Origin of the sequence: Mesorhizobium sp. M2E.F.Ca.ET.209.01.1.1 (assembly GCF_004010375.2) — a bacterium.
Lineage (GTDB): Bacteria > Pseudomonadota > Alphaproteobacteria > Rhizobiales > Rhizobiaceae > Mesorhizobium.
On sequence record NZ_SADP02000004.1, the window covers coordinates 14,526 to 33,778 of the forward strand.

Consider the following 19,253-nt stretch of genomic DNA (forward strand, 5'->3'; position numbering starts at 1 on the left):
TCAGGCAGTTTGCAGGAACACCTCTTCGGGCGCCATCCCGACCAGCTCGGCAAAGCGCCCATGGTCGGTCGCGCCCTCCGAGTTGATGACGAGCACGCGCGAATGCCTGTCGAGGCCGAGCGCCTTGCGCATATGCCTGTCGCCCGCGGCGCGGACCAGCCCGGCGAGCCCTGCCCCGCCGCTCTCGCCGGAGACGATCGCGGGATCGCTGCCCAAGGGCCGCGCCAGCCGCTTCATCACCGCCACCGCATCCTTTTCCTCCACCGTCATGAAGGCATCGCCGACGCGCGCCAGCACGCGCCAGGCGACGAGCGAAGGCTCGGCGCATTCGAGCATAGTCATGACGGTCGGCTGCTGATGGGCGATCGTCACCGGACGGCCCGCCTCGGCCGACGCGTAGACGCAGGCCGAGCGCCGCGGCTCGACCACCACGGCCTTCGGCCGCCGCTCACCCAGCATAACCGCCATATGACCGGCGATCGCCGCCGCGAAGCCGCCGACGCCGGCTTGCAGGAAGACATGCGTGGGTGGCTCGGCCATGCGCCGCAGCGTCTCGCGAACGATCACCGTATAGCCCTGCATGACCAGTCCGGGGACGCGCTCATAGCCGAGCCAGGAGGTGTTGGAGACGATCTTCCAGCCGCGCTCGGCGCCGACGCGCGCGACCTCGCGCACCGCATGGTCATAGCCGCCCTCGACCTCGACGATCTCGGCGCCGAAGCGGGCGATGGCCGCGACACGCTCGCGGCTTACGCCGGCATGGACGAAGATCACCGAACGCGCGCCGACGAGGCTGGCGCCCTGCGCGACCGAGCGGCCATGATTGCCGTCGGTGGCGCAGACGAAGATCATGCCGGACGCGATCTGGCGCACCCGGGCGTCGTTTATCTCGCCGATATCGACGTCGCGGCCCAGCCACTTGCCGGCCTCCTCCAGCACCAGCCGCATGACGGCATAGGCACCGCCCAGCGCCTTGAAGGAGCCAAGGCCAAGACGCTGGCCTTCATCCTTGACATGAAGCGAGGCGATACCGAGCTCACCGGCCAGCGCCCGCAAGGCGAGCAGTGGTGTTTCGGCATGGTCGTCGCGCGCCTCGAGGTAACGCTCGGCCCGCGCGCCGCCCGCCATGCCGAGCGACTCGGCATCGGCGGCAACCAACGGCTGGTTGTGTTCGGGACGTTGGTTGAGCAGCAGCATGCTAGTCTTCCTGCAAGGCACTGAAACTCTGGCGGGCGCGATTCGGGCGCGATTCCGGACACTTTCATTGGCTAAGTGATTGAAGTTTGTTTCGATTGGATGTCGCCGAATGTTCGTTTCGGAGGGATCCGATAGCTAACTTGACTATTTTTGGGGGTATTTCGCCCCCGCGGCACAGTCTGGGCCACAACCATCTGCGTTCTTTCCGCGATCAATCGCCGCCAGCGGCGACGCGCAGGAGCCCGTTTCACCACGGCAGCCGCTTGCCGTCGCGGAAAAAGCCGCCGGTCGGGCCATTGTCCGGCAAGGTCGCGGCCCAGACGATGCCGGCAGCACCCTGCGCCACGGGGCGTCCGCCCGGGCCGCCCATGTCGGTCGCGACCCAGCCGGGGCAGATCGAATTGACGAGCACGCCCGAGCCGCGCAGCTCGGCCGCCAGGACGCGGGTCAGCGCGTGAGCGTCGCCTTGCTGGTCGAATAGGCCGGCGCGCCGGCGCCCATCGAAGCGAGCGAGCCGCCTTCCGACGAGACATTGACCAGCCGGCCATGGCCGGAAGCGCTGAGCAGCGGCGCAAAGGCGGCGGCGACGCGCCAGGCGCCGAAGACATTGGTCTCGAACGCGTCGCGGATCACCGCCCAGTCGGGCTTCAGCGCCCGCGCCGACGGGTCGTAATGGATCGCGGCGTTGTTGACCAGAACGTCGAGCCGGCCGAAGCGGCGCTCGACCTCTGCCGCGGCCTGCGCCGCCGCATCGGGCGCGGCGACATCGAGCGCGATGGCCTCGACCTTGCCGCCGATCTTCCTGGCCGCCGCCTCGCCCTTGGCGAGATCACGCACGCCGATCAGCACGGTGAAGCCGAGTTCGGCCAACTGCCTTGCCGTTTCCAGGCCGATGCCGCGATTGCCGCCAGTGACCAGCGCCACCTTGCCTGAATGATTTGCCTCAGCGGCCATTGCTTCTGCTCCTTCAATTTCCTCTTATCGACAGCAAAGATGGCATCGATCACGCCGACCGATTAGAGCGCCGAATTGGCACTCATTGCGCAATGCAGCTCATGAATGGGCGGTCTTTGTTTCTGGGCAATTCCGGACGGAAAACCGCTACGCACTTTTCCTGGAATTGCTCAAGGGCCGAATGGTCCTAACTCGGGTGGAGGACTCTGCTGGCCGGAGCGACAGCAGATTGGCGGGCGTTTTGGGCGATCTGACGGTACGCTCAATCGAAGCTGATCCAGATGTAGCCATCCTCCTCGCGGCACGGAAAGAGATGCAGCGGAGCCCGGTTCTTTGAAATATCGCCGAGAATCTCCATGCCGGCCGAAGTGCCGTCCTCATTGAGCGCCTCGCACCACCTTACGATTTCGCCTGTATCCAGATCGAATCCGCTGTGATGCCAGCGACACACCAGCGTGCCGTCCTCGCCGAAAGTGCTCGTGCGGCCTGCGTGGCCGTTGGCCCGCGAGGCAGTCTCGAAGAATGGCAACTTCAAATGCGGGCAGGCATTGTTGAAGGCATAGACGCGCCCGCCCCTGCGCAAAATCACGGCATAGAGCGCCTGGAACTCGATGACCTTGTGGTCGCCATCCTTCAGTTCGCTCGTGGCGACCGTCCGGTGCCAGGTCTTGCCGCCCAGTTGCATAGTCTCCTGCGCGCCTTTTTCGTTCAGCCGGCGCTCGGCTTCAACCTTCAGCTTCTTTATCTCGTACAGCGTAATTCGGTCGGAGGTACCGCGCAGACGCACTCGAATGAAATCGGATATTTCAACCTCACCCTTGACCTGTTCATAGAGCGTCTCGGTAATCAGGAGGCGGGTTCCGGCCTCCTTGTTGGCTGCTTCCACCCGGCTCGCCACATTGACCGCATCGCCGATAGCGGTCAGGCGCTCGTTGCCGGGTGATCCGACCGAGCCGATCACCGCTTCGCCCAGATGCAAACCGACGCGAATATCGAAGTCGATGCCGTACATGGAGGCAAAAAAGGGCTTCAGCCGATCGACCGTGGCAAGGGTCTGCAGGGCCGCATTGACCGCGCGCACCGGTGCGTCGTCCTGGCCCTGCACGCCGAATATCGCCATAAGCCCGTCGCCGACGAACTTGTCGATGTAGCCGTCGTTGAGCTCGATGACTTCAGCGACCTGAGTGAAATACCGATTGAGCAGATACATGACATCGTAGGGCGTCAACGTTTCGGAGAAGTGGGTGAACCCGGCCACGTCGCTGAAGAAAATGACGACCGACTTCAGCTCGCCCGCACTGGTGGACCTGTGCGGCAGCAGCTGACTGGTCATTCGCAGGTCGGTCTCGTCGAGTACGAGCCTGCGGAAGGTGATGTCGGAGTCAGGCCTGAGCTGGCATGCCAGGCGTACGTTGTTGCCAAGCCCCAAGCGCTCCACGAGCGCGCGCTCCGGCGCGGTGCGCTCCGGGCAGTGGTCCGCGCCGTCGAGAATCCAAATCCGGCAGGTCGAGCACTTGGCCTTGCCGCCGCAAGCGCAGGCGATCGGGACATCTGCCCGGCGAGCTGCTTCAAGGACAGATTCCCCGAGCGCCAATTTGATTGATATGTCGTCGGGCAGTGACAGCAACGTAGGCATCGGAACCGATCTTCCAGTACGAAGTGGCGCCAGACGCTGGTGTTAACAACAGGTCTGTCCGCCGGACACCGTTTTGGCCTCGTTCCGGCGACATTAGCCCAGCAACGGCTCGGACGCCATCGTCGAGTCCGATAGTCCGCCTGGGTCGGTCGAAAGGCGCGTTTCGCATCGGCTTTTGACCACCAGGCAGCCCCCGATCCACCGGTGGGGAAATGCCGGAAACAATCCGGAAACAAAATTCAACAATCCGGAAAAACTCGCGAAAAAACCCGCTGTCATAAACGGCACCGGAGCAGCCGAGCGATTGCGGCGCGCGACAAACAGACATCGATCTTAAACCAAGGATTGCCGACTATGAAAAAGACCCTTCTTTCCGCACTCGGCCTGGCCGTCGCGCTCGCTTTCGCGGTGCCGGCGCTCGGCACCACCGAAGCCAACGCCGCCGCGACGACCACCGCGACCACGACGACCACGACCGCTGCTCCGGCCGCGAAGCCGGCCGCCAAGGTCGTGCATCATAAGAAGCACAAGAAGCATCACGCCAAGAAGCATCACGTGGCGAAGCACCACAAGCACCACGTCAGGAAGCACCATGTGAAGAAGCATCACGTGAAGAAGCATCACGTGAAGAAGCACCACGTGAAGAAGCACCACATGAAGAAGCCCGCTGCAAAGAAGGCCGCATAAGCGCTGCCTCTGCTTCCACGCAATTCCGGACCGATTCCCACTTTCCCTGGAATTGCGACCACCTTCATGACCGGATGATCCCGGACCGCTTCCAAAGGGTTCAGGATCATCGCTTCCCGAAAACGCCGCCCTCCCTCCCGGGCGGCGTTTTTGTGTCACCTTCCAAGGGGCATGATCCTCCCGGCAACCGGTAACCCCTTTTCGTCAACGCGGTCCTTCGGTTCGGGATCACTTCTTCTGCGGATGGATCGTCTCGCCCCGCTTCAGCATCGCCACCAGATCGGCGATCTTCTTCTTGCGCCCCGCCTCGGTCTTCATGTTGTGGGTGCGGAAGGCGAGCGCGAAGCGGTTCTGCGCCGAGAGCTTCTCCAGCATCGCTTTCGCCTCAGGCTCGGCATCGATCGCGGCCTGCAGGTCGGGCGGAATGGTCATCTCCTTCGACCCGGCATAGGCGCGGTCCCAGCGGCCGTCCGCCTTGGCGGCCTCGATCTCGCGCAGCCCATGCTCGGTCATGCGACCTTCCCCGACCAGGCGCGCGACATTGTCGATGTTGATCTTGCTCCAGAGGCTCTTCCTGCCGCGCGGCGTGTAGCGCTGCAGGAAGCTCTTGTCGTCGAGCGACTTGCGCACCGCGTCGATCCAGCCGAAGCAGAGCACGACGTCGACCGCCTCCTTCGGCGTGATCGAGGCGAGCCCCGAGCCGACCTTGTGGATCTTGATCCAGACCTCGCTTTCGCGGTCGTGGTTGTCAGCCAGCCAGGCATAGAAACTGTGGGCATCAGGGAATTCCCGGACCTTGTCCGGATCGACCTTGATGGGAGCCATCATCACCTCGTTTTTCGTCCGCAAGCAGTGTGGACGATTCCTCGGCGATTGTAGCGAGAGCTGGTGCCAGTTTCTGTCAGCAAAGCGAGAGATAGCCTGGTCCGATGGATTCCTGATTTACGAATTGTAGCGCCAAGAAAAACTTCTCTTTTTCAAGGACTTGAAGAACTCCACACTTCTGTTGACTTCCACAGATGTGTGGAATACGCTATCTTTTATGAACGCAAGCGAATTCCGGCGCTGGCTCGCCAAGCAGGGATGTACTTTTGAAACCCACCGCGGTGGGAGCGGTCACCTGACTGTCCGTCTCAAAGACAAGGTCTCGCAACTGCCGATGCATGGCGGTGGTAAGGAGCTTGGAACGCGTCTGGTCGAGAAGATCAAGAAGGATCTGGGCCTGAAATAGAGGAGACTGTGTATGTGGTATGAACTCGCTCTCACGCCCGACGACAACGACACCTGGCTGGTTACGGCACCTCAATTCGACGAGGTGGTTTCGTATGGCGGCACAAAAGAGGAAGCCTGCCGCAATGGGCGAAATGCCCTTGAGGAGGCCATCGCCGCCCGAATTGCGCACGGGGATGATATCCCTTTCCCGCTCAAGGAAACCAAGGGCAAGGGATGGTTTGTGGAGGTCCCGGCGCTCGTCTTCCTGAAATCGGCTCTCTACATGGCCCTGAGGGAAAAAGGCTGGAGTCGGGCTGATCTGATGCGCGAGCTGAAATGCCAACGAGAGCATGTCGATCGGCTGTTTCGGCTCGACCACAATTCACGGCTCGACTCGCTCGAGGAGGCGTTCAAGGCGCTCGGCCATCCGCTGCGCTTTGACATGGACTTCCACAAGGCCGCCTGACTTTCCCGGCGAAAGCTGGGCGGCCGCCCGGTATCATCGGACCTTCCGATACCACTATCGGTTTCTTCCGTTTCCGCTACGCGCGCAGGCCTGCCACATGACCGTCCATGCAAAGGAAGGGCATGGACATGGAAAAGATTCTGATTGTCGGCGGCAGTTCGGGCATGGGGCTGGCGCTCGCCAGGCGCTGCCTCGAGGAAGGCGCGCACGTCATTATCGCCGGGCGTGGCGAAGCGAAGTTGAGCGCGGCGCGGGATGGGCTCGGCCGGCCGGGAGCGCTCGAAACGGCGGTGGTCGACGTCAGCCGCGAGGATGAGGTCGCGGCCCTGTTCGCGCGCACCGGCAGGCTCGATCATATCGTCAGCACGGCCGCGGCGATCGACGGCGCCTACCGGCTGTTGCCCGAGATCGAGCTTTCGGCCGCGCAGCGTGTGGTAGAAAGCAAGTTCTATGGCCCGCTGCTGCTCGCCAAGCACGGCGCGCCGAAACTGCCGCCGAGCGGCTCGCTAACCTTCGTTTCCGGCATTGCGGCCTATCGGCCTGCAGCGCGCGGCTCGGTGGTTGCGGCGGTCAACGCGGCGCTCGAAGGGCTGGTGCGGGCCTTGGCGGTCGAGCTGGCGCCGATCCGCGTCAACGCCGTCTCGCCCGGCTGGGTCGACACGCCGATCTGGGAGTTCGTCGCGGGCGAGAAGAAGGATGAGACGCTGGCCGCGATGGCGAAGCGCCTGCCGGCCGGGCGGGTCGGACGGCCCGAGGACATCGCCGACGCGATCCGCTTCCTGATCGGCAACGGTTTCACGACGGGAGAGACGCTGCATGTCGAGGGCGGGCACCGGCTGGTGTAACTTGCGCAAAACCCTCGCCTAGAGCGGTGAGCAGCGCCTTCAGCGCCGGGGGCTGGACGCGCCGTCGGCGCCAGGCCATCACAATGTCGGCCGAGCGGACCGGGCCGGGCCAGGCGAGCTCGGCCACCTCTGCGCGCTCGATCGCGGCGGCGACCGCCAGCCGCGGCACGAGGCCAAAGCCGGCGCCGGCCGCCACCAGCCCGGCAATCGCGTCGATACTGCCGGCTTCGGCGGCCAGCCTTGGCTTGCCAAGCCCCGCTTCGCCGAACGCTTTGTCGACCATGGCGCGGTAGACGCAGCCGGCCTCGGTGGCGACGAAATGCTTCTCGGCCAGCGTCGCCAGATCGACATCCACATGGTTGTCGCCGGGCGGGGCGATCAGCGCCAATGGCTCGTGCGCCACGACACGCCTGGCAAGGCGCGGATCGGATGCGCCGGTATCGAGCTCAGGCGGCCGCTCGAAGCAGAAGGCGACGTCGATCTCGCCGTCGCCCAGCCTGCGCAGCAACTCCCCGCTCCCGGCGATCCTGAGCTTGATGTCGATACCGGCGTGATCCGCGCGGAAAGCGGCGAGCCATGGAGCCAGCCTTGCCGAGGCAATCGTCTCCAGAGCGCCGATCGACAGGCTGCCGGCCGTCCCTGCCCTGGTGGCATCGACGGCGGCGCGCGCGTCATCGGCGAGAGCCAGCAGGTTCTCGGCATAGGGTTTCAGCGCCTCGCCCGCAGGCGTCAGGGTGAGCCCCTGCCGCGAGCGAGTGAACAGGCTGGCGCCAAGCTCGGCTTCCAGCCCCTGGATCTGGTCGCTGACGCTCGACTGGGCGAGATTGACCTCCTGCGCGGCGCGCGTGACGTTGCCCGTCCGCGCGACCGCCAGAAAGGTCTTCAGCAGCCTTGGATGCATCCGGCGCTACTGCAGCTGCGGCTTCTTCAGGAAGGAATTGCGGTCTGCGGATTTGACGCGCAGCCAGGTCTCGCGGCCGTCGCGCACGACGCGCAGCGGGATTTCCGCGCCGGCCGGGTTCTGCCAGAGTTTTCGGTAGAAATCGGCCAGACCGTCGACCTCGCCGTCGCGCACGTCGGAGATGATGTCGCCCTGGCGCAGGCCCGCCTTGGCGGCGGGACCGCCTTCGGCCACGCTCATCACCACCACCATGCCGTTCGACTCGGCCGAGAAGGCGCCGAGCCACGGGCGCGGCGCCTTTGCCGCCTGGCCGCGCTTGATGAGATCGTCGAGGATCGGCGTCAAAAGATCGATGGGCACGACCATGTTGATGTCGGCCACCTCGCCGGCGCGGCTCATCTGCAGGCGCAGCGAGCCGATGCCGAGCAGCTTGCCGTCGCGGTCGAACAGCGCCGCCCCGCCCCAGGACGGGTGCGCGGGCGTGATGAAGATCGCTTCGTCGATCAGATATTCCCAGTAGCCGGCGAACTCCTGCTTGGTGACGATGTGGGCGTCGACCTGCTGGCCGATGCCGTCGGCGAGCGTGACGGCGTCGCCGATATTGGCCTTCCTGGCGTTGCCGAACTGGACAGCCGGCAGATTGAGCGGCGACAGCGCCTGCACGAGGCCGAAACCGGTCTCCTGGTCATAGGCCAGCGCGTGCGCGGCCACCACGCGGCCGTCCTGGTCGGTCAGCCACACTTCCTCGGCCTCGGTGATGAGGTAGCCTATCGTGAGCACCAGGCCATTGTCGCGGATCACCACGCCGCTGCCCTCGCGGCGCGTGCCCAGCGCATTGGCGGTGAAAGCGTCGTCCGGAACCGTGGCGCGCACGGCAACGACGGAGCGCGAAATTTTCTCGATGGTCATCGATCCATCCTGCATTGCGGGTTTTTCTATTTCTATAAGTATGGCCAAGGGGCCGCGGCGCAAGGGTCTTCGTCCTTCTCCCCTTCTTGTGGGAGAAGGGAAGCCCCTGCGCACTGGCACAAGCGCTAGTTCAACGAAGGTTGAACTTTTTTCTTTGACGCCGGCAAACCCGCACCTAAATTTATCGCCATCAGCTGACGCGCTGCCCTCCCGAACCCGCAAGGCCCTTGCCCATGAACCAATATATCCCGCCGAAAGTCTGGACCTGGAACAAGCCGAATGGCGGCGAGTTCGCCTCGATCAACCGGCCGATCGCCGGCCCGACGCATGAGAAGGAGCTGCCGGTCGGCAAGCACCCGCTGCAGCTCTATTCGCTGGCCACGCCCAATGGCCAGAAAGTGACGATCATGCTGGAAGAGCTTCTGGCGCTCGGCCACAAGGGGGCGGAATACGATGCCTGGCTGATCAAGATCGGCAATGGAGATCAGTTCGGCTCGGGTTTCGTCAAGGTCAACCCGAATTCGAAGATCCCGGCGCTGATGGACCACAGCGAGCCGAAGCCGGTGCGGGTGTTCGAGTCCGGCTCGATCCTCACCTATCTCGCCGAAAAATTCGGCGAATTCCTGCCGACCGAGCGCGCGGCGCGCGCGGAGACGTTCTCCTGGCTGTTCTGGCAGATGGGCTCGGCACCCTATCTCGGCGGCGGCTTCGGCCATTTCTACGCCTACGCGCCGGAGAAGATCGAATACGCCATCGACCGTTTCGCCATGGAGACCAAGCGGCAGATGGATGTGCTCGACCGCCGTCTGGCGGAGAGCGAATATCTCGCCGGCCCCGACTACACGATCGCCGACATGGCGGTATGGCCCTGGTATGGCGGGCTCGCCAAGGGCCGCAGCTATAACGACGCCGCGCAGTTCCTCTCGGTGCATGAATACAAGAACGTGCAGCGCTGGGCCGACGCGATCGACGCGCGGCCGGCGGTGACGCGCGGCCGCATGGTCAACCGCATGTCCGGCGATCCGGCCTTCCAGCTGCGCGAGCGCCACGACGCCAGCGACTTCGAGACGAAGACGCAGGACAAGCTCGAAGCGGCGGAGTAACCGCGCCGACGCTCGTCATCCTCGGGCTTGACCCGAGGATCCATGCCGTGACGCGCGCCGAAGAGCGCAACGGAGCAGAATTCTTAACCGTTTCAACGCCTTAGCGTCACGGCATGGATCCTAGGGTCTGCGCGCGTCGCTTCGCTCCTTGCATCCGCCCTAGGATGACGAAGGCGAAGTGCCGCATTCCTTCACAACCGCCTCTGCTCTGCCGGGCATAAGAGGGAGAGGTTGGCTCTCCCCTGCTACCTCCCGTAAGTATACGTCACCGTCGCCTCGCCCAGCGCCGAGCTTTTCGCCGCCACCGAGACCATATCCGGCAACGGGTTCTCCGGTATGCGGAGCGTCTTTTCGCCCAACGCATAGAGCGTGAAGACATAGTGATGCTGGCCGCTGCCGGGCGGCGGGCATGGGCCGAAATAGCCGGCGCGGCCGACGCCGCCCTTGCCCAACACCGAGCCCTTCGGCATGCGCTTGCCGCCCTCGGCGCCGGCGCCTTCACCCAGGCCCTTGGCGCTGGCCGGAATATTCCAGGCCAGCCAGTGCCAGAAACCCTTGCCGCCATTGGCGTCGGTGTCGAACATGGTCAGCGCGTAGCTCTTGGTGCCGGCCGGCGGGTCCTTCCAGGCAAGCGCGATCGAAACGCTCTTTCCGCCGCAGCCGGCCTTGTCGCCGAGATATTTCGCATTCCATTTGCCGTCGGAGACCGACGGGCTGGAGATTTCAAACGCCTGCGCCTGCGCGGCGAAGGCGACGAAGGCAAGCATGGTCAAGCCAAAACGCAAGGTCATCTGATCCTCCCTGAACGCTACAGCCTAGCGGAAAAGCGGCCCGAAAAAGGGCAGACCGGCGCGCTGACCGCCGGGCAACGAAAAAAGCCCCGCCGGTGGAGGCCGTCGGGGCTCTTTCGTTCGGACCATGGAGGTGGGGCCCCAAGGTCGGGTCGATCCAGGGGGTGTTGGATCGGCCGCGACCCTAGCCGAGGAAGCGGCCGCGCGGACAATCACGCCTGCGCACTACCAATCACGCCTGCGCGAGGCGGCGGTGATGCCAAGCATGCGCCGGGCCCTACCCCCGCAGCAGCTTCGCCAGCCGCGGCACGCCTTCGTTCACCGCGCGGTCGTCGGCAAGCGTGAACGACATGCGGAGCGTGTTGCGGCCGGTGCCGTCGGCATAGAAGGCGTTGCCGGGCACGAAGGCGACGCGAGCCTCCTTGACCGACCTCGCCAGCAATTCGGTGGCGTCGGCGCTTTCCGGCAGCGTCAGCCAGACGAACATGCCGCCTTCCGGGCGGCTCCAGGAAATGCCGTCGGGCATGTTGGCCTCGAGCGCGCCGAGCAGCGCGTCGCGCCGCTTGCGGTAGGCGCCGATCAGCTTTTCCACCTGGGCGTCGAAGATGGTGTCGGCGACGCGGTGCATGACCATCTGGTTGATCGAGGGGCTGTGCAGGTCGGACGCCTGCTTCATCAGCACCAGCTTCTCCACGACATGGCGCGGCGCGCAAACCCAGCCGACGCGCATGCCGGGCGACAGGATCTTCGAGAACGACCCGCAATAGAGCGTGCGGGCCTTGTCGATGCCGCCGGAGCGGGCGCAGTCGAGCGCCAGGATGGGCGGCACGCCCTCCCCGTCATAGCGCAGCGCCCGATAAGCGGCGTCCTCGATGACGGCGATGTCGAGATCGGCGGCGAGGTCGAGCACCGCCTCGCGCTGCTTGACGTCCAGCGTGTTGCCGGTCGGATTGGCGAAGTCGGGCACCAGATAGGCAAACTTGACCTTGCCGCCATTCGCCGCCGCGGCGGCGCGATAGGCCTCCGGCGTCATGTTGCCGCCGGTGGTGTTCAGCCGGTCGTAGCGCGGCTCATAGGCGTTGAAGGCCTGCAGCGCGCCGAGATAGGTCGGCCAGGTGACCAGAGCGGTGTCGCCCGGCGATAGGAACAGCTTGCCGAGATAGTCGAGCGCCTGCTGCGAGCCTGAGGTGATGAAGATGTTGCCCTCGTCGCATTGAACGCCGAGCTTGCCCATTTGGGCCGCCAGCCATTTGCGCAGCGGCAGATAGCCCTCGCTGACCTGGTATTGCAGCGCGACCCCCGCCTCTTTGCCTCCCAGCACCGCCTGGTAGGCGTCGCCGATAGCCTGCGCGGGAAACAGCGACGGGTCCGGAATGCCACCAGCGAAGGAGATGATGTCAGGCTGGTCGAGCAGCTTCAGCAGCTCGCGGATTTCCGAGGCTTTCATCCGCGACGAGCGCGAGGCCAGAAGGTTCAACAAGGTCAAGGCGCACCTCCCGAAGTGCTTCTATTTAGGTCAGCTTGGTTGACCTATTATCAGGCCGCGCCTTTCGCGTGAATACACAAAACGGTCATGGCGCATCGTCGAGGCGACATTTGGCCTACAGATTTTCGCGGATGCCAATGGAAAGTTCGGCCATCGGCTCCCCGGCAGATGGCGGATTGTCGTTATATTAGAAAAAGTGCATATTATTGCAAGCCGGGGCGTGGCTCCGGTTGAACCGCCCGTTGGCTAGGCCGCCGGAGCGGTCCAAAGATCAGTCAAATGCCAGGAGAAAACAGGCACGTCCGTGCCGCCCTCATCATCGGGTGGCCGAGGCAGTGATATTTGGAGGAGAGTCCCATGAAGGTTACCATACTGGCGAGTTACGAACCCCATGCCGCCAAGGGACTGATGCAAGGATCGAACCGGGAAGTTGCAATCGCGGCGCTGTTTGAAAGTGTGGGCGGCAAGATGAACAGCCTGATGTTCACGCGCGGCCTCTATGACGTCATCGTCAATGGCGAGGTGCCGGACCAGATTGCCGGGATGGGGATGACGCTTGCCGTGCGGGCGAGCGGCTCGGTGAGCGATCTCGTCGTTCTGGAAGAGCTCGACATGAAGGCGGTGATCGCGGCCGCCAACAAGGCCGCCGGCGCCTACAAGCCGGCCGGCTGATGTCTCATCGAACGGAGAACGCCATGACCGCCTACAACGTAGTCCGCTTTCGCACCAAGCCAGGCAAGGAAAAGGCCTTCGTCGAGGCACACGAAAAGGTCTCGCTGAACGCCAAGGGCTTTCGCAAGGGCGCCCTTATCAAGACCGGCGAGCGCAGCTTCTGCATGGTCGGCGAATGGGATGACATGGACAGCCTCGCCGCGGCGCGGCCGATGATGATCGGCATTCTCGACACGTTCCGCGATATGCTCGAGGACCTGGGTGGCGATCTCGGCGTGACGGATCCGGTGTCCGGCACGGTCGTTGCGCAAATATAGGCTGAGGCGCCGCCTTCTGGCGCCGGCCGGGCCGCCTTGCGCGCCTGGCCGGTGTCATCGGCGCGAAGCTCGCGAGAAGCCGGCCGCGGCGGTGTGGCGCCGTTGCGTCGCCTCAGAACGGCAACCGAATCTCGTCATCCTGCGCGGCCTGCGGCCAGCCGATATCCTTCTTGATCTCGGTCGGCAGCTCGTTCAGCTCGCGCATCGTGCGGCGGCGCTTGCTGGCCTTGGCGAAGGCGGCGCGGATCCGGTTAAGGTTCTTGAACATGGAAAGCTCCCATAAGTCGGCGGCGCAAAGCCGGTGCCGCCTCTTCACCCGGCGCCGCTTTTGCGATGCGTCTGTAACCGGTGGATTGCGCGGAAACGGTGAAATGCTTCACGAAGCCGGAGCGACCTGAAACATATGCATGCAAACTGATTTGGGGAGGTCGAGCATACGGCCTGAGGGACAGGCGCGCGCCTGGTTGCGCTACGCGGCCAGCTTCCGGCCTCGAGCCACCTCCCTGCCACCCCGATAGACCGTGCGCTCCTTCGGCACTGCCACCACCGCTTCCGGGATATGCTCGGCCCGAACAGCGACAAAGTCGGCCTTGGCGCCGACCGCGATGCCATAGCCCTCCAGACCCAGCGCCTTGGCGCCGGCATGGCTCACCACGTCACAGGCGGCTTCCAGCTCCCAATCCTCGTAGAAGCCGGAGCGGTAGCCGATCATGTTGGCGCGGTTCAGCATGTCGCCGTCGCCATAGGGCCACCAGGAATCGCGGATGTTGTCGGACCCGGCGAAGACGGTGACGCCGGCCTTGCGCAGCGCCGCCACCGGCGGGAAGGCATGGTCGCCGGGCGCGTTGGTCATGACGGCGACGCCGGCGGCGGCGATCCTCTCGCCGGCCCTGGCCAGCGCTTCGGCGGAGATGTCGCCCAGCGCATAGGCGTGGCTGACGGCGACTTTTCCTTGCATGCCCGATGCCGAGGTGTGGGCGACGATCTCCTCGATCTCGAAGAGGCCGAGCGCGCCGCGGTCATGCAGGTGGATATCGATGCCGGCGGCGCGCTTTTCGGCAAGGCCGAAGACCACGTCGAGATGGGCCTTCACATCGCGGTCGAAGCTCGCCGGATCGAGCCCGCCGATCAGGTCGCAGCCGAGCTTCAGCGCTTCGTCGAGCAGCTCGGCCGTGCCGGGCGAGGACAGGATGCCGCTCTGCGGAAAGGCGACGAGCTGGATGTCGATCAGGTCGCGGTATCTCTCGCGCACGCCAAGGATCGTCTCGACATGCTTCAGCCCGACCGCGGCATCGACCATGACATGGCTGCGCATGGCGAGGCTGCCATGGCCGACGCAAAGCTCGAGCTGGTGTTTCGCGCGCTTCTCCATGGGTGCCGCCTGCTCGAGGTTGCGCATCTGGAAAGCAACCCGCTCGCGCACATCAAAACCGTTTGTGCAGGGAATATGCGGCCGCCAGCTATCGCCATAGAAGGAGGTATCGAGATGGACATGGCCCTCGACGAAGGCCGGCAGCACGAGCTGTCCGGCGAGGTCGACGGCGCCTGGCGGCGGCGATGCGGCATTGGCGGCCGGCGTGATGGCGCTGAAGCGCCCATTAACGACGGCGAGGTCGGCGACGGTGCCGTCGGCAAGCCTCGCATTGAGAAAACGAGTCTGATTCACGACGCATCCCATTGAAAGTGAACGCATCAGTGGTCGTCGCTTGGCTGGCCAAGGTCAATGCGGGATGAGATAGAAAGTGTTTCGCCATTGCCTTCTCCCGTTGTGGAGGAAGGCAAGTACAACGCCCGTTATATACCGCTTTCGCGGAAGTTTCAGCGGGCGGCAAATATGCGATGGTGAAGTTAGCGGTATGAGGCCGCCGTGGTCGACGCGGACGCCCAAGCACATCCCCAACAATGCGCCCCCAACGGACGCGTCGACCATGAAAAGAAGTGCTGACGGCGACCTTGCCCAGGGTCGCCGTTTTGCCTTTGGCCTTCCGGTCAGCCTTGGGTGCCGGTGTATTCGGCGATCAGCCCCTCATAGTCCTCGAAGGCAGGCAGCGCTTCGTAGCTGTGCACCGCCGATGTCGCCGCCCAGGGCAGTTTCTCGGCCGTCCAGGTCTCGATGAAGGGCGCGTACCAGGCATGGTCGTCGAGCATGGTCGGGCGCAGATTGACGAACCAGTCGATCCCTTCGGGCCGCGTGAACATCCAAGTCATGCAGTAGCCGCAGAAATAATGCTTCGAGGCGCCGTGCAGGCCGCCGATCACCGGCTCGCCTTTCGTAGGCGCTGGATGACATAAGCTGGCAGCCGGCGCAGTGGCAGGCCATGGTGAGCAGCGGTTTTGCCGAGATTTTCAGGCGCACGCGGCCGCAGCGGCAGCCTCCTTCGGCAGGAAGAGTGAGGGTGGGCAAGATGGACTCCTTGGGGTTCTCCCTTCTCCCCCTGTGGGAGAAGGAGAAGGGGCGCTCAGCCTTCCGTCAACTCCGCCGTCGTCGTCATCCGCGCGCCTTGCCCAGCGAAGGCTTCGTTGTGGCGGGCGATGATGGCGGGCGCTTTCTCCTCGAGCGAATCCAGCGTCGAATGCGCGTCGGAGACCACGGTGACGCCCAAGCCCTCGGCCAAGGCGCCCTTGACGGTTGCGGCGACGCAGAAATCGGTCTGGGCGCCGATCAGCACGACGTCCTTTGCGCCCTGCCCCGCCACCCATTCGGCGAGCTCGGGATTGGAGAAAGCGTTGCCCACGCTCTTGCCGAAGGTCGGCTCGTCGGCCGCCTGGCCGAGCAGCGGCCAGACCGGCCAGCCGGACGCGCCCGGCGCCAGCGGATCGCCTTCCGGTCCGTCATGGCGGATGAACGCCACCTTACGGCCGGAACGCCGCGCCCAGTCGATCAGCGCGCGCGAGCGCTCGGCGATGGCGTCGGCGTCATGGATCGGCGGATCGAAACGACCGTCGAACATGCCGGTCTGCAGGTCGATGACGATGAGCGGCGCGGCGGCGGAGGGAGCGGTATCTGGCATGGCGGCGAAGATAGCGTGGGTGGGGGATGGGTCAAGGACGAGGCAGGAGCCAGCAAGCAGCAACTCGCGCCAATCCATATGCAATTTTCGGTTGCATTTATAAACCATTGCAACTAACGTGACCAAAGGATCGGGGGATGACAATGGATGAACAATACACCGTGTTCCTAATCGGAGGGGGCACGGGAGGTGACGAGCAGGCGGTGTTCACGCCGCAGAATGTGGGGACTCGGTGCAGGCTCGCTTGCAGCTATCGCCACAAAGTCATCGTTGCCGAGGAAGGCGATTATTTCGAAGCCCTATGTCAAATCCGCAAGCAGCTGGAATTGGAAGGGATAGTGCCCTTTTGTTATGGCGCGAGCGCGAATGTTTTCCCTGAAGGCACCGTGACAGGAATGAGTCGTGGATTGGTGGTCTGCAAAGTGAAAACGGGGGAGCGTCCCAAGGAGAGCGACTTAGTCAATATATTTGACGAAGGTTATGATGTGATGCCGGTGTTCGTCTCCATGCAGCAGCAGTTTTGGGATTCGTGGCTCGCCTCCCTGCCCCGGTCGCAAGACCCGGAGATCGCGAACTCGACGGACGGTGCAGCCCGCTCCCTCTTGCAGTCTCTAACAGTTCGTTTTGCGAAGATGTTGAAATCGCTTTTCTAGGGTCAGGGGGAAGAGGGCCGCCTGGCTTTTACGACATCAGCGGCATCGGGCCCTTCAGCGCCTCGGCCAGCGCGTCGCGGAAGACCGCGATCGGGCGTGCCAGCCTGCCGGCCGGCGGGCGGTGCAGCAGCCAGCAGCGCACCTGCGGCTTGAAGCCGGGGCAGTCGACCACCTCGACCGCATCGCGCCATTGGCTGCTCGACAGCGCGCCGAGCGTGACGACGCCGATGCCGTGGCCGCGCGCCACCAGCGACATCCGTAGATCCGCGCCCTGCGCCTCGACGCCGACATGGAAAGGCAGCCGCGCCACCTCGAAGCGGTGGCGGATGAAGGCGCGAAAGCCGCAGCCGGTTTCGTTGAGCACCCAGGGGTAGCGCGCGAGATCGTTGAGCTCAGCCGGCTTGGGCACCCCGAGGCTTGGCGAGGCCACCAGAAGCACCGCCTGCACGCCGAGATCGTCGCCGACGAGTTCGGGCGGCGGCGCGACGCCCTCGGCAAGGCAGACGGCCACCGCGTCGATTTCGCTGTGCAGCACCTGCTCCACCAGGCGCGGCGAGAGGCTTGAGGTAATCCTCAGGGTCAGTTGCGGGAAGGCCGCGCGAAGACTGTCGAGCGGCTCGGACAGCGCGCTGGTCGACAGATAAGGCATGATGCCGAGGCGGAACTCGCCCCTCACCTCGCCCGCCGGCGAGACGCCCGCCTTGAGATCCTCCAGCGAACGCAGCACGCGGCGGCCGTGCTCATAGGCCTCGCGGCCGGATGCGGTGGGTTTGAGCGGCTTCGACTGGCGGTCGAGCAGGGGCGTCGCCAGCCGCTCCTCGAGATTCTGAACCCGACGCGTCACACCGGGCTGCGTGAGGTTGAGCCTGGCCGAAGCACCGACGATGGAGCCAGTTTCGACGACGGCGACGAAGGCTTCGAGGTCGTGAATGTTCATGCGTATCTCGCATAATCATTATTAGATCATTTGAATTGTAGCACTATGCTATCATGGAATAAAGTCCCCTCATGATATGCGCACAATGAAGGACTCGCAATGAGCGGATCAGACTGCACGCAAGCCACCACGGCGTTCGCCGCGCCGTCCACCGGCGCTCAAACCATCACCAGGGCGCAGACGCTGCTGTTCGCCGGCTCGGTCGGCATCATCATCACCAACATCTTCGCGCCGCAGACGCTGGTCGGGCTGATCGGACCGTCGATGGGGGCAGCGGCATCGGAAGGCGGCCTCGTCTCCATGGCCGCCCTGCTTGGCTATGCCGCCGGGCTGTTCTTCCTGGTGCCGCTCGCCGACCTCGTCGAGAATCGCGTGCTGGTGCTGCGCATGCTGGGCACTGCCGTGCTCGCCGCGGCGGTCGCCTCCGTCGCGCCATCCGCGGCTTCGCTGCTGCTGGTACTGTTTGCACTCGGCGCGGCGTCGTCCTGCATCCAGGTGCTGGTGCCGGTCGCGGCCTCGATGGCGCCGCCGGGAGAGGACGGCCGTGTCATCGGCGATGTCATGAGCGGGCTGATGATCGGCATTCTGTTGTCGCGCCCGCTGGCCAGCCTCGTCGCCGACGCCTTCGGCTGGCGCGCTTTTTATGGCATCGTCGCCGCGACGCTGGCGCTGCTCGCCATCTTGCTCGGCTTCGCCATGCCGAAGCGCCGGCCGTTGGCGCATGCGAGCTATACGGGGCTCATCGCCTCGCTGCTCGCGCTTCTGCGCGAAGAGCCGGTGCTGCGGCGGCGCGCCTTCACCGCCAGCCTGGCGATGGCCGGCTTCAGCGTGTTCTGGACGGCGGTGGCGCTGAGGCTTGCAGCACCGCCCTTCGATCTCGGCCAGAAGGGCATCGCGCTGTTCGCGCTGGTCGGCGCCGGGGGTGCGGCGGTGACGCCGCTGTTCGGCCGCGCCGGCGACCGCGGCTGGACGCGGCCGGCGACAGTCGCCTGCCATTTCGTGCTCATCGCCGCGCTCGCGCTCGCCGCCTTCGCCGGCGCCGCCAGAGCCGGCGGCGCATGGCTGCCGCTCATCCTGATGGGCGCAAGCGCGGTGCTGCTCGATATCGGCGTCATCGGCGACCAGACGCTCGGCCGCCGCGCGGTGAATCTCCTACAGCCCAAAGCGCGCGGCCGCATCAACGGGCTGTTCGTCGGCATCTTCTTCATCGGCGGCGCGATCGGCTCGCTGCTGGCCGGCCTTGCCTGGGCCTGGGGCGGCTGGAACGCGGTGTGCGGGGTTGGAGCGCTGTTCGGGGTGGCGGCGCTGGTTGTGGATTGGCTGGAGGAGCGGGTTGCTTCGTGAAGAAAGCGCCGGCGCCCGAGCGCTCAATCTCCCCCCTTGTGGGGGAGATGCCCGGCAGGGCGTGAAGGAACGAGGCGTTCCGCATATACCTCTTGCGAAGTTTCATCGGTACCGGCTTTGACTGAGACGCTG

Annotated in this window: 22 protein-coding genes and 1 pseudogene; 9 read left to right on the forward strand and 14 right to left on the reverse strand. The window is 64.7% G+C overall.

Going from position 1 to position 19,253, the window contains the following annotated elements; genetic code table 11:
- From EN852_RS09000 to EN852_RS09010, 4 genes are all read right to left on the reverse strand, one after another.
- Positions 1-1,197, reverse strand: coding sequence for a diaminopropionate ammonia-lyase (locus EN852_RS09000; protein ID WP_127875303.1), 1,197 nt, complete (start codon positions 1,195-1,197; stop codon positions 1-3).
- A 247-nt stretch (positions 1,198-1,444) separates the two neighbouring features.
- The gene (locus EN852_RS42225; protein ID WP_246694219.1) at positions 1,445-1,609 is read right to left on the reverse strand and encodes a hypothetical protein; all 165 of its coding nucleotides are present in this window, start codon (positions 1,607-1,609) and stop codon (positions 1,445-1,447) included.
- 35 nt (positions 1,610-1,644) lie between these two features.
- Positions 1,645-2,151 carry an SDR family NAD(P)-dependent oxidoreductase gene (locus tag EN852_RS09005; RefSeq protein ID WP_246694220.1) on the reverse strand — a complete coding sequence of 169 codons (507 nt, stop codon included), beginning with the start codon at positions 2,149-2,151 and terminating at the stop codon, positions 1,645-1,647.
- A 262-nt stretch (positions 2,152-2,413) separates the two neighbouring features.
- On the reverse strand, positions 2,414-3,787 hold the full coding sequence (locus tag EN852_RS09010) for an adenylate/guanylate cyclase domain-containing protein (protein ID WP_127875302.1): 1,374 nt from the start codon (positions 3,785-3,787) through the stop codon (positions 2,414-2,416).
- Between the two features lie 354 nt (positions 3,788-4,141).
- On the opposite strand from EN852_RS09010, the gene EN852_RS09015 reads away from it, so the two are divergent.
- Complete coding sequence (locus EN852_RS09015) at positions 4,142-4,474, forward strand: hypothetical protein (RefSeq protein WP_127875301.1); 333 nt, start codon at positions 4,142-4,144, stop codon at positions 4,472-4,474.
- Positions 4,475-4,702: 228 nt separating this feature from the next.
- Here EN852_RS09015 and EN852_RS09020 read toward each other — a convergent pair whose 3' ends face one another.
- On the reverse strand, positions 4,703-5,299 hold the full coding sequence (locus EN852_RS09020; RefSeq protein ID WP_127875300.1) for a YdeI/OmpD-associated family protein: 597 nt from the start codon (positions 5,297-5,299) through the stop codon (positions 4,703-4,705).
- 217 nt (positions 5,300-5,516) lie between these two features.
- Between EN852_RS09020 and EN852_RS09025 the strand changes: the two genes are divergently transcribed.
- The 3 genes from EN852_RS09025 (at position 5,517) to EN852_RS09035 (ending at position 6,997) form a co-directional block, all read left to right on the forward strand.
- Complete coding sequence (locus EN852_RS09025) at positions 5,517-5,705, forward strand: type II toxin-antitoxin system HicA family toxin (protein ID WP_042642833.1); 189 nt, start codon at positions 5,517-5,519, stop codon at positions 5,703-5,705.
- Positions 5,706-5,717: 12 nt separating this feature from the next.
- Positions 5,718-6,152 (forward strand): type II toxin-antitoxin system HicB family antitoxin, encoded by a 435-nt coding sequence (locus tag EN852_RS09030; RefSeq protein ID WP_127875299.1) that lies wholly within the window; start codon positions 5,718-5,720, stop codon positions 6,150-6,152.
- Between the two features lie 107 nt (positions 6,153-6,259).
- On the forward strand, positions 6,260-6,997 hold the full coding sequence (locus EN852_RS09035; RefSeq protein WP_127875298.1) for an SDR family oxidoreductase: 738 nt from the start codon (positions 6,260-6,262) through the stop codon (positions 6,995-6,997).
- On the opposite strand, the gene EN852_RS09040 is transcribed toward EN852_RS09035, so the two are convergent.
- A complete protein-coding gene (locus tag EN852_RS09040; RefSeq protein ID WP_127875297.1) occupies positions 6,948-7,898 on the reverse strand; it encodes a LysR family transcriptional regulator in 951 nt (316 codons plus the stop codon). The genes EN852_RS09035 and EN852_RS09040 overlap by 50 nt on opposite strands.
- Before the next feature lie 6 nt (positions 7,899-7,904).
- Positions 7,905-8,807: a S1C family serine protease gene (locus EN852_RS09045; protein WP_127865301.1), complete on the reverse strand. Its 903-nt coding sequence runs from the start codon at positions 8,805-8,807 to the stop codon at positions 7,905-7,907.
- Positions 8,808-9,040: 233 nt separating this feature from the next.
- Between EN852_RS09045 and yghU the strand changes: the two genes are divergently transcribed.
- Positions 9,041-9,910, forward strand: a complete 870-nt coding sequence (gene yghU / locus EN852_RS09050; protein ID WP_127865300.1) for a glutathione-dependent disulfide-bond oxidoreductase — start codon at positions 9,041-9,043, stop codon at positions 9,908-9,910.
- A 245-nt stretch (positions 9,911-10,155) separates the two neighbouring features.
- Here the strand turns inward: yghU and EN852_RS09055 are convergent, their stop codons facing one another.
- On the reverse strand, positions 10,156-10,701 hold the full coding sequence (locus EN852_RS09055) for a YbhB/YbcL family Raf kinase inhibitor-like protein (protein ID WP_127865299.1): 546 nt from the start codon (positions 10,699-10,701) through the stop codon (positions 10,156-10,158).
- Positions 10,702-10,978: 277 nt separating this feature from the next.
- Positions 10,979-12,148 carry a PLP-dependent aminotransferase family protein gene (locus tag EN852_RS09060; RefSeq protein ID WP_189545840.1) on the reverse strand — a complete coding sequence of 390 codons (1,170 nt, stop codon included), beginning with the start codon at positions 12,146-12,148 and terminating at the stop codon, positions 10,979-10,981.
- A 396-nt stretch (positions 12,149-12,544) separates the two neighbouring features.
- Here EN852_RS09060 and EN852_RS09065 point away from each other — a divergent pair, with 396 nt between their 5' ends.
- Both EN852_RS09065 and EN852_RS09070 read left to right on the forward strand, forming a co-directional pair.
- Complete coding sequence (locus tag EN852_RS09065; RefSeq protein WP_126083289.1) at positions 12,545-12,859, forward strand: GYD domain-containing protein; 315 nt, start codon at positions 12,545-12,547, stop codon at positions 12,857-12,859.
- Positions 12,860-12,882: 23 nt separating this feature from the next.
- The gene (locus tag EN852_RS09070; protein ID WP_127875295.1) at positions 12,883-13,176 is read left to right on the forward strand and encodes an antibiotic biosynthesis monooxygenase; all 294 of its coding nucleotides are present in this window, start codon (positions 12,883-12,885) and stop codon (positions 13,174-13,176) included.
- Between the two features lie 112 nt (positions 13,177-13,288).
- Here the strand turns inward: EN852_RS09070 and EN852_RS09075 are convergent, their stop codons facing one another.
- The 4 genes and pseudogenes from EN852_RS09075 to EN852_RS09090 all read right to left on the reverse strand — a co-directional run bounded on the left by EN852_RS09075 (position 13,289) and on the right by EN852_RS09090 (position 16,187).
- The gene (locus tag EN852_RS09075; RefSeq protein ID WP_127875294.1) at positions 13,289-13,444 is read right to left on the reverse strand and encodes a DUF1127 domain-containing protein; all 156 of its coding nucleotides are present in this window, start codon (positions 13,442-13,444) and stop codon (positions 13,289-13,291) included.
- A 201-nt stretch (positions 13,445-13,645) separates the two neighbouring features.
- A complete protein-coding gene (locus EN852_RS09080) occupies positions 13,646-14,854 on the reverse strand; it encodes an amidohydrolase family protein (RefSeq protein WP_127875347.1) in 1,209 nt (402 codons plus the stop codon).
- A 311-nt stretch (positions 14,855-15,165) separates the two neighbouring features.
- Positions 15,166-15,580: pseudogene (locus EN852_RS09085) on the reverse strand (GFA family protein).
- Positions 15,581-15,635: 55 nt separating this feature from the next.
- The gene (locus tag EN852_RS09090) at positions 15,636-16,187 is read right to left on the reverse strand and encodes an isochorismatase family protein (protein ID WP_127875346.1); all 552 of its coding nucleotides are present in this window, start codon (positions 16,185-16,187) and stop codon (positions 15,636-15,638) included.
- A 137-nt stretch (positions 16,188-16,324) separates the two neighbouring features.
- On the opposite strand from EN852_RS09090, the gene EN852_RS09095 reads away from it, so the two are divergent.
- Positions 16,325-16,840 (forward strand): hypothetical protein, encoded by a 516-nt coding sequence (locus EN852_RS09095; protein WP_189545791.1) that lies wholly within the window; start codon positions 16,325-16,327, stop codon positions 16,838-16,840.
- 28 nt (positions 16,841-16,868) lie between these two features.
- Here the strand turns inward: EN852_RS09095 and EN852_RS09100 are convergent, their stop codons facing one another.
- Positions 16,869-17,777: a LysR family transcriptional regulator gene (locus tag EN852_RS09100; RefSeq protein WP_127865292.1), complete on the reverse strand. Its 909-nt coding sequence runs from the start codon at positions 17,775-17,777 to the stop codon at positions 16,869-16,871.
- A gap of 99 nt (positions 17,778-17,876) precedes the next feature.
- Between EN852_RS09100 and EN852_RS09105 the strand changes: the two genes are divergently transcribed.
- Positions 17,877-19,121, forward strand: a complete 1,245-nt coding sequence (locus EN852_RS09105) for an MFS transporter (RefSeq protein WP_127875293.1) — start codon at positions 17,877-17,879, stop codon at positions 19,119-19,121.
- Positions 19,122-19,253: the final 132 nt, after the last annotated feature.